Here is a 13957-nt window from a genome sequence, read left to right on the forward strand (position 1 = left end):
ACGGGCGGTGCGGTCGGGCTCGGCCGGAGCCACGGTGGGGCCTCAGGCCCAGAGCTGACCCTGGAGGACCTCGATGGCCTCCTCCGTCGTCTCGGCCGTGTAGACGCCGGTGGACAGGTACTTCCAGCCGCCGTCCGCGACCACGAAGACGATGTCGGCGCTCTCGCCGGCCGCGACCGCCTTGCGGCCCACGCCGATCGCCGCGTGCAGGGCGGCGCCCGTGGAGACGCCCGCGAAGATGCCCTCCTCGCGCAGGAGTTCCCGGGTGCGGGTGACCGCGTCGGCCGAGCCGACCGAGAAGCGGGTGGTGAGCACCGAGGCGTCGTACAGCTCGGGGACGAAGCCCTCGTCGAGGTTGCGCAGCCCGTAGACCAGGTCGTCGTAGCGGGGTTCCGCGGCGACGATCCTGACGCCGGGCACGTGCTCGCGCAGGTAGCGGCCGACACCCATCAGGGTGCCGGTGGTGCCCAGGCCCGCGACGAAGTGGGTGATCGACGGGAGGTCGGCGAGGATCTCCGGGCCGGTCGTGGCGTAGTGGGCGCCCGCGTTGTCCGGGTTCCCGTACTGGTAGAGCATCACCCAGTCGGGGTGCTCTGCCGCCAGTTCCTTCGCCACCCGCACGGCGGTGTTCGAACCGCCCGCCGCCGGGGACGGGATGATCTCGGCTCCCCACATCCGAAGGAGGTCGCGGCGCTCCTGCGAGGTGTTCTCGGGCATGACGCACACGATCCGGTAGCCCTTGAGCTTCGCGGCCATGGCGAGCGAGATGCCCGTGTTGCCGGAGGTGGGCTCCAGGATGGTGCAGCCCGGGAACAGCCGTCCGTCCTTCTCGGCCTGTTCGACCATGTGGAGCGCGGGGCGGTCCTTGATCGAGCCGGTCGGGTTCCGGTCCTCCAGCTTCGCCCAGATCCGCACGTCGGCGGAGGGCGAGAGCCGGGGCAGCCGGACCAGCGGCGTGTTGCCCACGGCCGCGAGCGGGGAGTCGTAACGCATTACTTGGCGCCGCCGGCCACGGCCGGGAGGATGGTGACGCTGTCGCCGTCCTTGAGCTCGGTGGAGATCCCCGCGAGGAAGCGGACGTCCTCGTCGTTGAGGTAGACGTTCACGAAGCGGCGCAGTTCGCCGCCCTTGGACGCGTCGACGATGCGCTCCTGGATGCCCTTGTGGCGGGTCTCCAGGTCCGAGAACAGGTCGGCCAGGGTGCTGCCCTCACCGGTGACGGCCTTCTCGCCGTCGGTGTAGGTGCGGAGGATGGTGGGGATGCGGACCTCGATGGCCATGGCAGGCTCCAGTGTCGTCTAAGCGTGAAGAGTGGGAACGCGCGTGGGGGCCCAGCGCGGCAGGGCTGTGGTGCTCAGGCAGCAGGACAGATGGCGCTTGCGAGGCGGCACAGGTCGACGTGCAGTCGCGCCACGAGCAGCAGCCTGCCGGGCGTCTCGATGCTCACGTCGTGGGAAACCATGCGGTCATGTTAACGATTCCCGGTCCCCCGTTTGGAGTGTGATCCCGCATCGTGGACCGATACCGCTCACATACTGGTCAGTAGGCCTCGACGACCCGCACTTCCTCCTCCGAGATCACCCCGTCGACGATCCGGTAGGAGCGGAACTGGAACTCCCCGAGCCCGTCCTGGTCGGCCGTCGAGACGAGCACGTAGTGCGCTCCGGGCTCGTTGGCGTAGGTGACGTCGGTGCGCGAGGGGTAGGCCTCGGTCGCGGTGTGCGAGTGGTAGACGATCGCGGGTTCCTCGTCGCGGTCGTCGAGTTCGCGGTAGAGCTTGAGCAGGTCCTTGGAGTCGAACTCGTAGAACGTGGGCGAACGGGCCGCGTTCAGCATCGGGATGAACCGCTCCGGGCGGCCGGTGCCCGCCGGGCCGGCCACGATCCCGCACGCCTCGTCGGGGTGGTCCTCGCGGGCGTGCTCGACGATCCGGTCGTACAGCGTCTGGGTGAGGGTCAGCATGAGCGACAGGATAAGCAGACGGGCCCGCTCGTACCGAGGCGTGGTACGAGCGGGCCCGAATGGCGGACACGGGCCCCGGATCGGCGGGGCCGGCGCGGTTCCCGGCCGTGACAGGCGGCCGGGACCCGCGGGGCGGGCGGCGGCCCCGGGGGGCCGCCGGAGGGGCTACGCGCCCTTGGAGGCCTCGTCGGCCGGGGCCGGCTCGGCGCTCTTGCCGAAGGCGGCGCCCGACGGGTTGCGGGACTTCATGACCAGGTACGAGACACCCAGGATCAGGCCCCACAGCGGGGCGCAGTACAGGGAGACCCGCGCGTCCTTGTCGGCGCCCATCATCACGATGACCATGCCGATGAAGAGCAGCGCGAACCAGCTCGTGTACGGGGCTCCGGGCGCCCGGAACGGGGACTGCGGGAGCAGGCCGCGGTCCGCCTTGGCGCGGTAGCGGATCTGGCAGACCAGGATCATGATCCAGGCCCACATGCCTGAGATGGTGGCGAAGGAGACGACGTAGTCGAAGGCCTTGCCCGGGGCGACGTAGTTGATCCAGACGCCGACCAGCATCAGGGCCGCGGAGAAGGTGGTGCCGATGAGCGGGGTGCCGCTCTTGGTGAGCTTCGTGAAGAACTTCGGGCCCTGGCCGTTGAGCGCGAGGTCGCGCAGCATGCGGCCGGTGGAGTACATGCCCGAGTTGCAGGACGACAGGGCGGCGGTCAGCACGACGAAGTTGACGACGGCGGCGCCGACGCCGAGGCCCATCTTCTCGAAGGCGGCCACGAAGGGGCTGACACCGGGCTGGAACTCGTGCCACGGGACGACCGACAGGATCATGATCAGCGCGCCGACGTAGAAGACGGCGATGCGCCACGGCACGGTGTTGATGGCCTTGGGCAGGGTCTTCTCGGGGTTCTTGGACTCGCCGGCGGTGACGCCGACCAGCTCGACCGCGAGGAAGGCGAACATGACGATCTGGAGGGTCATCAGCGTGCCGCCGATGCCCTTGGGGAAGAAGCCGCCGTCGTTCCACAGGTTCGTGACGGTCGCCGTGTCGGCGGCGTCGGAGAAGCCGATGGTGAGGATGCCGGCGCAGATCAGGATCATGCCGACGATGGCGGTGACCTTGACCATGGAGAACCAGAACTCCAGCTCACCGAAGAGCTTCACGGAGATCAGGTTGGCGCCGTAGAGGATGACCGTGAAGATCAGCGCGTACGCCCATTGCGGGAAGCTGTCATGGGTCCAGTACGACATGTACTGCGCGGCCGCGGTGACCTCGGTGATGCCGGTGACCACCCAGAACAGCCAGTACGTCCAGCCGGTCACGTACCCCCAGAAGGGGCCGAGGAACTCGCGGGCGTAGTCCGAGAACGACCCGGACACCGGGCGGTACATGAGCAGCTCGCCCAGGGCCCGCATGATGAAGAAGATGACCAGGCCCGCGATGGCGTAGGCCAGGATCAGGCTGGGGCCGGCCTTCGAAATGGCCTTGCCCGCCCCCAGGAAAAGGCCGGTGCCGATGGCCCCGCCGATCGCGATCATCTGGATCTGGCGGGCGCCGAGCGCGCGGTGGTAACCCTCGCCGCCCTCGGCCCCGGTGCCCTCGCCGGGCGTCTTGTCGTGCTCGACCTGCACAGAGGTCATGTCTGGTGCGCCTTTCTCCACGCCGACCCGCGCCTTCGAAAGGCTGCGGATCGGGTCCTCGATCCCCCCGGATACGGATGGAGTTGCACGCCGGCGATCAGCCGGTTCAAGCGAGCCGGGGGACATGGGTGGCGCCCCGTCGGCAGTCGTGAAGATTTATCACGGGCTTACGGGTGCCGGAGCGGCAGAAATGTGACGTGGGGCATAAAAAAATCGGGACACAGGTCCCTTAAAGCGATCAGATCACCGCATCGCGGTGATCTGATCGTTATCCGGATTTGAGCGTCCGCTGAGCGAACGACTCCGTGCTTCAGAGGGTCTCGATGAGCGTCTCCTGGAGGCCGCCCAGCCAGAGGTACGCCATCACCATCGGCTTGCGCGGATCATCGTCCGGGAGCCGGAACAGCACGGCGCTCTCGTCGTCCTCGGTGATGTCCAGGCGGGCCGCGATGGTCAGCCGCAGGTCGTTGAGGGCGCCCAGCCAGCGCAGCCGCAGCTCCCCGGTCAGCTCCAGCACCGCCGCGCCGTCGCCGGCCGGGGTGAGCCGGTCCAGACTGCGCACGACGGCCAGCGCGTCCTCCCGCTTGCGGGTGCGCAGGTCGTTCTCGGTGAAGCGGCGGAACTCCGCGGACCGCGCGGTCAGCTCGGCGGGATCCACGGCCCCCTCCCTCGCGCCCGGACCTCCGTACGCGTCGGGGAAGAGCCGGGCCAGCGCCGGGTCGGACGGGGGCTCGGTGGGGCCGTCGGAGGCGAAGAGCACGGCCAGCGGGTCGGCGTCGGCGGCCGGCTCGGGTTCGCCCGGGCCGATCAGCTCCAGCAGTTGCACGGCCAGGGAGCGCAGGATGGAGATCTCGATCTCCTCCAGCGCGACGGCGGCGCCCTCGCCTTCCTTCACGGGTTCGAACGCGCCGCTCATCAGTTGCGGTCCTGGGAGAGCGTCGCCCACAGGCCGTAGCCGTGCATGGCCTGCACGTCGCGTTCCATCTCCTCGCGGGTGCCGCTGGAGACGACGGCCCGTCCCTTGCGGTGGACGTCGAGCATCAGCTTGGTCGCCTTGTCCTTGGGATAGCCGAAGTACGCCTGGAACACGTACGTCACGTAGCTCATGAGGTTGACCGGGTCGTTGTGCACCAGGGTCACCCAGGGGACGTCGGGTTCGGGGACCGCGAAGGTCTCTTCGGCCGATTCGGTGCGTTCGATCTCTACGGGAGCAACACTCACTTGTCCCATGCTGCCACTGCGACCGGCCCGTCGCACAAACGGGCCCCCACATCTCGTCACTTTGACGAGATGTGCGCTAGCATCCGTGACATGAACCCTGCGGACCTGGGCCTGCCGGTGGACGTGCCGTCGACAGCGCTCTTCACGGACCATTACGAGCTCACCATGTTGCAGGCCGCCCTGGCCAACGGCGCCGCCGACCGGCGTTCGGTCTTCGAGGTCTTCACCCGACGGCTGCCCGAGGGGCGTCGCTACGGAGTCGTGGCGGGCACCGGACGGGTACTGGACGCGGTGGAGAACTTCCGCTTCGACGCCGCCGTGCTGGAGTTCCTGCGCGAGCGGGCCGTCGTCGACATGCGCACCCTGGACTGGCTGGCCTCGTACCGCTTCTCCGGCGACATCTGGGGCTACCCGGAGGGCGAGGTCTACTTCCCCGGCTCCCCGGTGCTGCGGGTGGAGGGCAGCTTCGCCGAGTGCGTGCTGCTGGAGACGGTGATCCTCTCGATCCTCAACCACGACTCGGCAATCGCCGCGGCCGCCTCCCGGATGTCCTCGGCGGCGGGGAGCCGGCCGCTCATCGAGATGGGCGCGCGACGCACGCACGAACTCGCGGCGGTGGCGGCCTCGCGCGCCGCCTACGTGGGCGGTTTCACCTCCACCTCGGACCTGGCGGCCGGCTTCCGGTACGGCATCCCCACGGTCGGCACGAGCGCCCACGCCTTCACGCTGGTGCACGACAACGAGCGGGACGCCTTCACCGCGCAGGTGGCCTCGCTGGGCGGCGGGACCACGCTCCTGGTGGACACCTACGACGTCGCGGAGGCGGTGCGGACGGCCGTGGAGGTCGCCGGCACCGGGCTCGGCGCGGTGCGCATCGACTCCGGCGACCTGCTGCTGGTCGCCCACCGGGTGCGGCAGCAGCTCGACGAGCTGGGGGCGACCTCGACGAAGATCGTGGTCACCTCGGACCTGGACGAGTACGCCATCGCCTCGCTGGCGGCCGCCCCGGTGGACGCCTACGGCGTCGGGACGCAACTGGTGACCGGCAGCGGACACCCGACGTGCTCGATGGTCTACAAGCTGGTGGCGCGGGCGACGTCCGCGGACCCGAAGGCGACGCTGGTGCCCGTGGCGAAGAAGTCCTCGGGCGGCAAGACGTCGGTCGGGGGCCGCAAGTGGGCGGCCCGTCGCACGGACGCCGACGGCGTGGCCGAGGCCGAGGTCCTGGGCACCGGGCCGGTGCCGGCGGCGCTGGCCGACCGGCAACTGCTCGTCCAACTGGTCAAGGGCGGCGAGGTGGTGGCCCGCGAACCGCTGGAGGCCGTGCGGGACCGGCACCGGGCGGTGCTGGGCCGGCTGCCGCTGTCCGCGAAGCAGCTGTCGCGCGGCGAGGCCGTGATCCCGACCGAGTACGCGTAGCCGGCCCGACGCGAGGGGTGGGCCGGCCCCCGCGGGCCGCTCCCCGCCCCGCCGACCGCGCCCCGGCCGCGTTCACGGCCCAGGTTCGGGAAGGCGTGGGGCGGGGGAAGAGCCACGCGCACCGGCACATCACATCGACCTAAGGACACGCGACATGCACCGCGCACTGATCGTCGTCGACGTACAGAACGACTTCTGCGAGGGCGGCAGCCTCGCGGTCACCGGCGGGGCCGATGTCGCCGCCGCGATCACCGAGCTCATCGGCCAGGCCACGCCCGGCTACCGGCACGTCGTCGCCACCCGCGACCACCACGTCGACCCCGGGTCGCACTTCGCCCGCCCGCCGGCCGAGCCGGACTACGAGACCTCCTGGCCCGTGCACTGCGTCGCGGGCACCGAGGGCGTCGGGTTCCACCCGAACTTCGCCCCGGCCGTGGCGTCCGGCGCCGTCGCCGCCGTCTTCGACAAGGGGGCGTACGAGGCCGCGTACAGCGGGTTCGAGGGTCAGGACGAGAACGGCGCGGGTCTCACCGAGTGGCTGCGGGAGCGGCACGTCACCGAGGTCGACGTCGTCGGCATCGCCACCGACCACTGCGTCCGGGCCACCGCCCTCGACGCGGTCCGGGCCGGCTTCGCCACCAGCGTGCTGCTGGACCTGACGGCCGCCGTGTCCCCGCACACCACCGCGCGGGCCCTGGAGGAGCTCCACGCGGCCGGTGTGACCCTGGTGGGCGGCCAGGCGGCCCGGCTCCGGCAGGACCCGCGCGAGACGGCCTGAGGCCCGTCCGCGCGGCGCCCCGGGCCGTCCCGGCCCCGGCGAGATCCGAAAGAGACGGGCCGGCGGCGGCTACCCGCCCAGGAGGGCGCGTATCGGGTGCCAGAGTTCCTGCGCCCGGTCGGGGGCGCAGCGCCACAGCAGGCCGTCGGGGTGGTGCAGGACGGCGGTCACCTCGTCCGGGGTCGGGGCCTGGTCGTTGCCCCGCAGGTAGACGGCCCGCATCCCGAGGTTCCGCAGCCTGGTCAGGGCGCGGGCCCGGTTCGCGGCGTGCACCAGCACGCGGACATTTCCGCCCTCACCGGACGGCCTCGGCAGCGTGAGCGCGACCACCACGCTGCCGCCTGGCAATCTGACGAAACCTCCACCGGGCATGATCTTCAGCTCCCCCGTCAATAAGAAACTCGGCACCCGCATCTAAACGCGATCGGCCGCCGCCCGCTAGGGGGCGACGGCCGATCATGCTTTGACCTGCGGCTTTGCCGAGTTACTTGACGGCGGGGCCGACCTCGATCGTCATCTGGAGACCGTCGTAGGTCTCCTTCGCGATCTTGATCTTGGTGTTGGTGTCAGTGACCTTCACCGAACCGGTCGGGTTCTCGTCGTAGTAGTACTTGCCCTTGTGGTCGTCGAAGACCATGTTGGCGGCCTTCGGCTTGATGAAGAGCTCCTGGTCCGCCTTGTGCAGCGTGAACGCGTCCGTCGAGTAGGCGCTGAACGTCGCGTCGTACGGCTGGATCTTGTTCCGCAGCAGCGTGCCGTCGGCCCACTTCATGGGCTTGGCGTTGGCGTCGATCGGAAGGATCAGACCCTGGCCCGGGTGCTGGCTGGTGTTGTTGTCCTTCTGCGAGGTGTCCCACTGCCAGATGAGCAGGCCGTCCTGGTACGGGTAGTGCTCGACCCACTTGGGACGGGCGGCCGAACCGAAGTTGTACGGACCGACCTTCAGCGTGGCGTCCGAGGACACGTAGCGACGGTTCTCCGCCAGGTAGTACTGCGCGTACTCCTTGGTGAAGTCGGCGCCGACCCGCGAGAAGCCCTTGCCGGTCCAGCCGTTGTCGCCGTTCTCGGCGCCGTCGGTGAACAGCGTGGCGCCGTCCGCGGTGATGTTGACGGCGTCGGCGGTGAAGCCCTTGCCGCCCGCGCCGCCGTCCGTCTGGTAGCGGAAGCGGACGTCGACCTTCTTGCCCGCGTAGGCGTCCAGCGGGAAGTTCAGGTTCTGCCAGGCGCCCGAGGCACCGGTCAGCGAGGGGTTGCCGCCGGCGTCGACCGGGATGGCCGTGCCGTTGGCGGTGCCGGCGAGGGCGGTCCAGTTGGCGCCGCCGTCCGTGGACACCTCGGTGTACAGGAAGTCGTACTCCGCCTCGATGTCCCACCAGCCCTTGAGGGAGAGGGCCGCGGAGGTCTTGCCGGTCAGGTCGACCGAGCGGGTCAGGGTGTTCTTGAGGTCGTCACCCATGTTGCTCCACCACTGCGAGGAACCCTCGGCGGGAGCGACGATCTCGGTCTTGACCTTCTTCTTCGGCAGCTCGACGACCAGCGCCTGCTTGTCCTTGGTGTTGTACGCGGAGACGCCCAGCTTGTGGGTGGACTTCGTCGCGGCCTTCGCCTCGCCGTAGTTCAGCCAGCCCAGCTGGAGCTTGTCCCAGGCCGTCATGTCGCCCGGGAGGTCGCCTATGGACTCCTTGCCCGCGCCGAGCCAGGAGCCCGCCGACATCAGGGACCAGAAGCCGACGCCGTTCTCGCCGCCACCGGAGGTGTCGTAGAGGTCCGGCAGGCCCAGGTCGTGGCCGTACTCGTGCGCGAAGACGCCGAGGCCGCCGTTCTCGGGCTGCATGGTGTAGTCGCCGACCCAGATGCCGGTGTTGCCGACCTGGGTACCGCCGGCCTTGTTGTTCGCCGGACCGGTCTTGCCGGCGTCCGTGCCGTAGGCGTACCAACGGTGCGCCCACAGGGCGTTGGTGCCCTGCACGCCGCCGCCGGCCGACTCGTCCTCGCCCGCGTGGACGATCTGGAAGTGGTCGATGTAGCCGTCGGGCTCGTTGAAGTTGCCGTCGCCGTCGAAGTCGTTGCGGTCCCACTGGTCGTACTGCGCCAGCTGGGCCTTGATCTGCGCGTCGGTCTTGCCGGCCTTCTTCTGCGCGTCGGCCCAGGCGGTGACGCCGTCCTTGACGGTGTCCCAGACGTTGGCGCAGTTGGTCTGACCGCAGTAGTTCGAGCCGTAACGGGCCTCGTTGTACGGGATCTTGACCCAGTCGGCGACCTGACCGTCGACCGAGTAACGGCCCGAGGAGGTCTTCTCGTAGTAGGTCTTCAGCGAGTTCTTGCCGGCACCGGCACCGAAGTACAGGTCCTGGAAGTGCTTCTGGCTGTAGTCCTTCTGCCAGGCCGTGCTGTTGTCCAGCTTGCGGTCGGGCTGAGCGATCTGGTTGTGCAGCGGACCGGGGGTGCCGCCGTACTTGGGCGCGGGCGGCTTGGGGCCGCCCGGGCCGTCCGGGTCGAACATGGTCGTGCTGTCGACCTGGTCGCCGAACTCGACGAGGATCGTGAAGATCTTGTCGGTCTTCTCGCGGCCGAGCTCGACGTACTTCTTGTCGTCCAGCTTGACGACCTTGGAGGCGCCGCGCTGCTCGACGTTCTTCTTGCCGGACAGCACCTGGTCAAGGGCTGCCTCGCGCGCCTGCGCCTGCTGCTTGCTGAACGGTCCTTCGAGGTCGTGCTTGACCTGCTCCTTGGCGGGAGCGGACGGGTCCTGGCGGTCGACCGCGGGGGCATCCCGACGATCGACTGCCTGGGCGGCGGTGAAGAAGGCGCCGGTGGCCGCGGTGGCCCCCATCGTCACGGCGATGGCGACGGTACGCAGGGCGAACCTTCTGGCGGAGTTGCTGGTCACTTGATGTCGTTCCCCTCCCGCGGCCGCAACGTGGGTCGGAACATCTCCATAGGAGCGGGGGGTTCCGCGCGGCGCGCGTCTCAAGTGACGACATTTGACCGGAGAGTCTAAAGAAAAGACAGATCTTGATTGTTGCCGGCAACTGCACTATGCGGTCCGGGAGTTCCGCTATTCGGACGTTCCCCTGCCATAGGGGGGCGAAGGCCGCGCTTCGCACCCCCTGAGCACCCTTGAGGATGAACGGGGTATGACCCCGTGCGCCCCCCGTGCACCGGTACGGGACCCCGTCCGCGTGAGGCGACGCTTACCGACAGTTCCCCTCGGGCATCCACCCTCGTAGAGTCTCTTGACGCGCGACCGAGTTGAGCCGACTCCCCCTCCCCCCTTGAGGACGGAAATCGCCATGCCGCGTCCGACTGCCGCACAGCTCGCCTACGGTTCCGCCACCGTCGTCGTGTCGACGATCGCCATGCTGCTGCTCTCGCAGACGAGCACGGGCATCGGCGTCGCGGTCATCTCCGCCGCCGCCCTCGGCCTCGGTCTGCTCGTGGCCCTCACCGTGCCGATCCCCCGCCGCCGCGGCCGGCACGCCGCCGGCCGGCCGGCGGACGCCGCCGCGGTCACCGCGGACGAGACTGCGGCCGCCCGGGTGCCTGAGCCCCGGGCGGCCGCTGCCGAACACCCCGTGCACCACTAGGCGCCCGGACACGGCCGCGCGGGCGGCCGTTCCCCGGAGGGACGGCCGCCCGCGCGGCGGTGTGCGTGGCGGGACCTCGCGGCCCCGGGCGTCTCAGCCCGAGCGGACCACCACGGTCTTGGCCACCTTGTCGTGCAGGGCCTGCTTGTACGGCTTGTCGACGAGCATCGAGATGATCAGGGCGATCGGCCAGAGGCAGAAGCAGCAGACCAGCGTCGGGATCCAGAGCACCGCGGCGCGGGCCAGGGACGCGTTGGAGGTGGGCACGGAGCCGTCGTTGAGCATCGCGACGCGCAGGCCCAGCGTCTTCTTGCCGATGGTCTGGCCGTTCTTCTTGGTGAACCACCAGTCGTAGCCGACGTACGCGATGATCGAGATGAGCGTCCAGATCAGACCGCTGCCGCCGTAGGACTTGGTGATGACCTCGGTGACGTCCTCGCCCTTGTCCGTGTCGACCATGTAGCGGCGGTTCCCGAAGGGCAGTTGGATCAGGAACAGCGGGACCGTGACGATGAGCAGGTCGATGACGCGGGCGCCGAGCCGCTTGCCGAAGTCGGCGAGCGGGGGCATCCCGGCGAGCGGGTCCGGCATGCCGTACGGGTCGCCGCCTCCGGGACCACCGCCGTACGGGGGCGGCGGGGGCGGGTAACCACCACCGCCGGGGCCACCTCCGTACGGGGGCTGCTGCGGGGGCGGGCCCCCGCCTGCTCCGGGGCCGCCCGGTCCGGAGGGTGGCGGGTACCCGCCACCGGCGGGCGGCGGCGATCCGTACGGTGACCCGCCCGACGGAGGCGTCGGTTCCTGCGGCTTCTTGAGGAACGGGTCGTCCTCGGGCGGCGGGCCCGGCGGCGGCTGGTCGGTGCTCATGGCCCGAGTCGAACCCGGGCGCGGCGGCCCCGCAACGGGACGGCGTCCGTTCGGGGTACCGGCGCCGGGCGGGCGCCGGGCGGGGCCGGCCGGAGGAGCCGGCCGGGGTCCTGTTCGTCGAAGTGGCGCCGCGGGCCGGGCGCGACGCGACGACGGCGCCTACCGGGCCACGTACGTCCTCGCCGCCTTGTCGTGCCAGGCCTGTCTGCGGGGGCGGTCGCCCAGGCATCGCAGGCCGCCCGGGAGCCCGAGGAGCGCGCACACCAGCCAGCGGCGCAGGGCCGCGCCGACGGTGGGCGGGCGGAGGGTGGCGACGGCCAGGACCCGGACCCCGCAGAGCTTCTTGCCGGGGGTCCGGCCCCAGCGGGCGGTGGGCAGGGCCTCGTAGAAGACCCCGAAGAGCAGGACGGCGGCCAGGACGAGGGCCAGGTACCCGCAGACGGTGCCGTCGAGCAGCCAGACGGTGGTGGCGCGGCCGGTCTCCCGCGCCGCCTGCACCTTGGCCTCGACGTGGGCCGTGACGGCCGGCACGAACGGCACGGCGGCGCCCGCCGCGACGCCGGCGTACACCAGCGAGTCCAGGGCGCGGGCCAGCAGCCGACGCCCCAACCCGGCGGGGCGCACGGCTCGTTGCGCCATCCGCTCGAAGACCGCCCGGTCCGTGCCGCGCGGCGCGGCCGGTGCCCCGGTGACCGCCGGGGCCGGGGCCGGGGCGGGTGCGGGGGTGGGTGCGGGGGTGGGGACAGGTGCGGGCGCCGGGGCGGGTGCGGGTACGGAGACGGGAGCGGGCGGGCCCGCCGTGTCCCGGGCGGCCGGGGGTGCGACCCGCGTGGCCTCGCCGGCGCCCCTGACGGGGGCTTCGGGGGCCGAGGAGGGCCTCGGGGTCGCCGGGGACCGCCGGGCCGCCGCGATCCCCGCCTCGGGCGGACGGGGGGCCGCGGCGGCCTCGGTGGCCTCGGGCCAGGACGAGGTGAGCCCCGAGCCGGGTCCCCCGCCCCCGGGCGCGGCGGGCCAGGCGGTCTCGGGGACGGTCGGCCGGACGGCGGCCGGAGCGGGAGCGGGCGGAGCAGCCGCGGCCGGAGCGGGTACGGGCGACGGCTCGGGCGCGGGAGCGGATACGGGTGCGGGAGCGGATACGGGTGCGGGCGGAGGGACCGGTGCGACCGGGGCCGCCGCCGGCGACCGGGCCGACAGGATGCCCACTCCCTCCGCCGACGCCTGGGCGGGCAACCGCTCGGCCGCGGCGACGGCGGACGGCCGGGCCGACGCCGTTCCGGGCCCGTACTCGTGCGGGTCCTCCTCGCGGTTGCCCCAGGACACCCGGACGTCGCGCGGACCCCCGAAGCCGGCCTGGTGCGCGGGATCCGCCTGCCACCCGGCCGCATCGGCCGCATCGACCACCGGTTGCGCCGCCCGTTCGGGCAGCGGCACGGCGCGGGGGCGGGGCGGTTCGGGCAGCGCCTCGGTCACGGAGGTCTGGTCCAGGAACACGGGACCCGTCTCGTCCGCGGGGGCGGGGCGGGCGGGGGTGGGGGCGGGACGGCTCGTGCCGGGCACCCAGGCGGAGCCGTTCCAGTACCGGACGAACCCGGGGATGGACGGATCCGGGTAGTAGCCCTCTCGGGCCGCGTGCTCGCCGTCACCAGGGGAGGCCGTCAATGTCCCCAACTCCGATCGTGGCTTGAGGCTTGTGCAGGGCAGGACCATAGCCAAGAACCCCGGCCCGACAGGTCCGGTAACGGGAGAATCCAAGCCTTCGAGCGAACGTCACTCCAACCGAACGTTTTCGGTCAGTCGACGAGTTTCGGCCAATCTGCGGCGCGATCCCGGAAGTCGCGTCATAGCCGGGCCGCCGGCGCCTCTCTGCGGGTGTGGGGTACCTCCCGGCCCCGCACGCCGAAGGCGTCGAACCGCACCGAAGTGAGGCCGCCATGCACCACCCCGTCATCGAACGCGAGTTGGAACTGAAGCTGGTCCTGTCCCCGGAGCGCAGCATCCCCGTCCCCGCCAGGCTTCTCTACCTGACGGACGACCCGTTCGCCGTGCACGTCGTCTTCCACACCGGCTCGCACACCCCGGTCAACTGGACCTTCGCGCGGGAGCTGCTCGTCGAGGGGGTGTTCCGCCCGTGCGGGCACGGAGACGTCCGGATCTGGCCCACGAAGATCGACAACAGGGCCGTGTTGTGCATGGCGCTGAGTTCCCCCGACGGGGACGCGCTGCTGGAGGCACCGGCGGGCGCGGTCTCCGCCTGGCTGGAGCGGACCCTGCGCGAGGTGCCGCCCGGGTGCGAGGCGGAGCGGCTCGGCCTGGACGCGGCACTGGCCGAGCTGCTCACCCCCACGCCGGCCGACGATCTGTGGCTGCGCGACCCGTGGCCCTCCGACGAGTCGGCGGACGGGGACCTGTGACGCCCGGGTGGCCCTGTCGGACCGCGCCGCCGCCCGGACCGGCCACCGGACCGACCACCGGGCGGAGCAACGGA

General features: G+C 71.2%; 15 protein-coding genes. 4 read left to right on the forward strand and 11 right to left on the reverse strand.

The annotated features are described in order from the left end of the window. Positions 1-42: 42 nt before the first annotated feature. The 7 genes from OHA84_RS14795 to clpS all read right to left on the reverse strand — a co-directional run bounded on the left by OHA84_RS14795 (position 43) and on the right by clpS (position 4830). Positions 43-993, reverse strand: coding sequence for a PLP-dependent cysteine synthase family protein (locus tag OHA84_RS14795; RefSeq protein WP_053683079.1), 951 nt, complete (start codon positions 991-993; stop codon positions 43-45). Next, positions 993-1280 carry a MoaD/ThiS family protein gene (locus OHA84_RS14800; RefSeq protein WP_053683077.1) on the reverse strand — a complete coding sequence of 96 codons (288 nt, stop codon included), beginning with the start codon at positions 1278-1280 and terminating at the stop codon, positions 993-995. Before OHA84_RS14800 ends, OHA84_RS14795 begins: the two co-directional genes overlap by 1 nt. Positions 1281-1354: 74 nt before the next feature. Further along, on the reverse strand, positions 1355-1462 hold the full coding sequence (locus OHA84_RS14805; protein ID WP_311736929.1) for a putative leader peptide: 108 nt from the start codon (positions 1460-1462) through the stop codon (positions 1355-1357). Positions 1463-1539: 77 nt separating this feature from the next. After that, entirely contained in the window at positions 1540-1962 is a 423-nt protein-coding gene (locus tag OHA84_RS14810) for a Mov34/MPN/PAD-1 family protein (RefSeq protein WP_053683075.1), read from the reverse strand. A gap of 165 nt (positions 1963-2127) precedes the next feature. Further along, a complete protein-coding gene (locus OHA84_RS14815) occupies positions 2128-3600 on the reverse strand; it encodes an amino acid permease (protein ID WP_266971339.1) in 1473 nt (490 codons plus the stop codon). 310 nt (positions 3601-3910) lie between these two features. Further along, positions 3911-4516 (reverse strand): DUF2017 domain-containing protein, encoded by a 606-nt coding sequence (locus OHA84_RS14820; protein ID WP_053683071.1) that lies wholly within the window; start codon positions 4514-4516, stop codon positions 3911-3913. Next, positions 4516-4830 carry an ATP-dependent Clp protease adapter ClpS gene (clpS, locus tag OHA84_RS14825; RefSeq protein WP_053683069.1) on the reverse strand — a complete coding sequence of 105 codons (315 nt, stop codon included), beginning with the start codon at positions 4828-4830 and terminating at the stop codon, positions 4516-4518. Before clpS ends, OHA84_RS14820 begins: the two co-directional genes overlap by 1 nt. Positions 4831-4911: 81 nt before the next feature. On the opposite strand from clpS, the gene OHA84_RS14830 reads away from it, so the two are divergent. Together OHA84_RS14830 and OHA84_RS14835 are read left to right on the forward strand one after the other, a co-directional pair. Further along, positions 4912-6240, forward strand: coding sequence for a nicotinate phosphoribosyltransferase (locus OHA84_RS14830; RefSeq protein WP_053683068.1), 1329 nt, complete (start codon positions 4912-4914; stop codon positions 6238-6240). 154 nt (positions 6241-6394) lie between these two features. Continuing rightward, a complete protein-coding gene (locus OHA84_RS14835) occupies positions 6395-7018 on the forward strand; it encodes a nicotinamidase (RefSeq protein ID WP_053683065.1) in 624 nt (207 codons plus the stop codon). A 69-nt stretch (positions 7019-7087) separates the two neighbouring features. Here the strand turns inward: OHA84_RS14835 and OHA84_RS14840 are convergent, their stop codons facing one another. Beyond that, the gene (locus tag OHA84_RS14840; protein WP_053683118.1) at positions 7088-7390 is read right to left on the reverse strand and encodes a hypothetical protein; all 303 of its coding nucleotides are present in this window, start codon (positions 7388-7390) and stop codon (positions 7088-7090) included. A gap of 112 nt (positions 7391-7502) precedes the next feature. After that, positions 7503-9851 carry an immune inhibitor A domain-containing protein gene (locus tag OHA84_RS14845; RefSeq protein ID WP_053683116.1) on the reverse strand — a complete coding sequence of 783 codons (2349 nt, stop codon included), beginning with the start codon at positions 9849-9851 and terminating at the stop codon, positions 7503-7505. 460 nt (positions 9852-10311) lie between these two features. Here OHA84_RS14845 and OHA84_RS14850 point away from each other — a divergent pair, with 460 nt between their 5' ends. Next, positions 10312-10605 (forward strand): hypothetical protein, encoded by a 294-nt coding sequence (locus OHA84_RS14850; protein ID WP_266947607.1) that lies wholly within the window; start codon positions 10312-10314, stop codon positions 10603-10605. A 93-nt stretch (positions 10606-10698) separates the two neighbouring features. Here OHA84_RS14850 and OHA84_RS14855 read toward each other — a convergent pair whose 3' ends face one another. Continuing rightward, the gene (locus OHA84_RS14855; RefSeq protein ID WP_053683061.1) at positions 10699-11472 is read right to left on the reverse strand and encodes an RDD family protein; all 774 of its coding nucleotides are present in this window, start codon (positions 11470-11472) and stop codon (positions 10699-10701) included. 159 nt (positions 11473-11631) lie between these two features. Continuing rightward, a complete protein-coding gene (locus tag OHA84_RS14860) occupies positions 11632-13131 on the reverse strand; it encodes an RDD family protein (protein WP_266971335.1) in 1500 nt (499 codons plus the stop codon). Between the two features lie 272 nt (positions 13132-13403). Here OHA84_RS14860 and OHA84_RS14865 point away from each other — a divergent pair, with 272 nt between their 5' ends. Next, the gene (locus tag OHA84_RS14865; protein ID WP_053684533.1) at positions 13404-13883 is read left to right on the forward strand and encodes an SsgA family sporulation/cell division regulator; all 480 of its coding nucleotides are present in this window, start codon (positions 13404-13406) and stop codon (positions 13881-13883) included. The last annotated feature ends 74 nt before the right edge of the window (positions 13884-13957 follow it).

This window comes from Streptomyces sp. NBC_00513 (assembly GCF_041431415.1).
Lineage (GTDB): Bacteria > Actinomycetota > Actinomycetes > Streptomycetales > Streptomycetaceae > Streptomyces.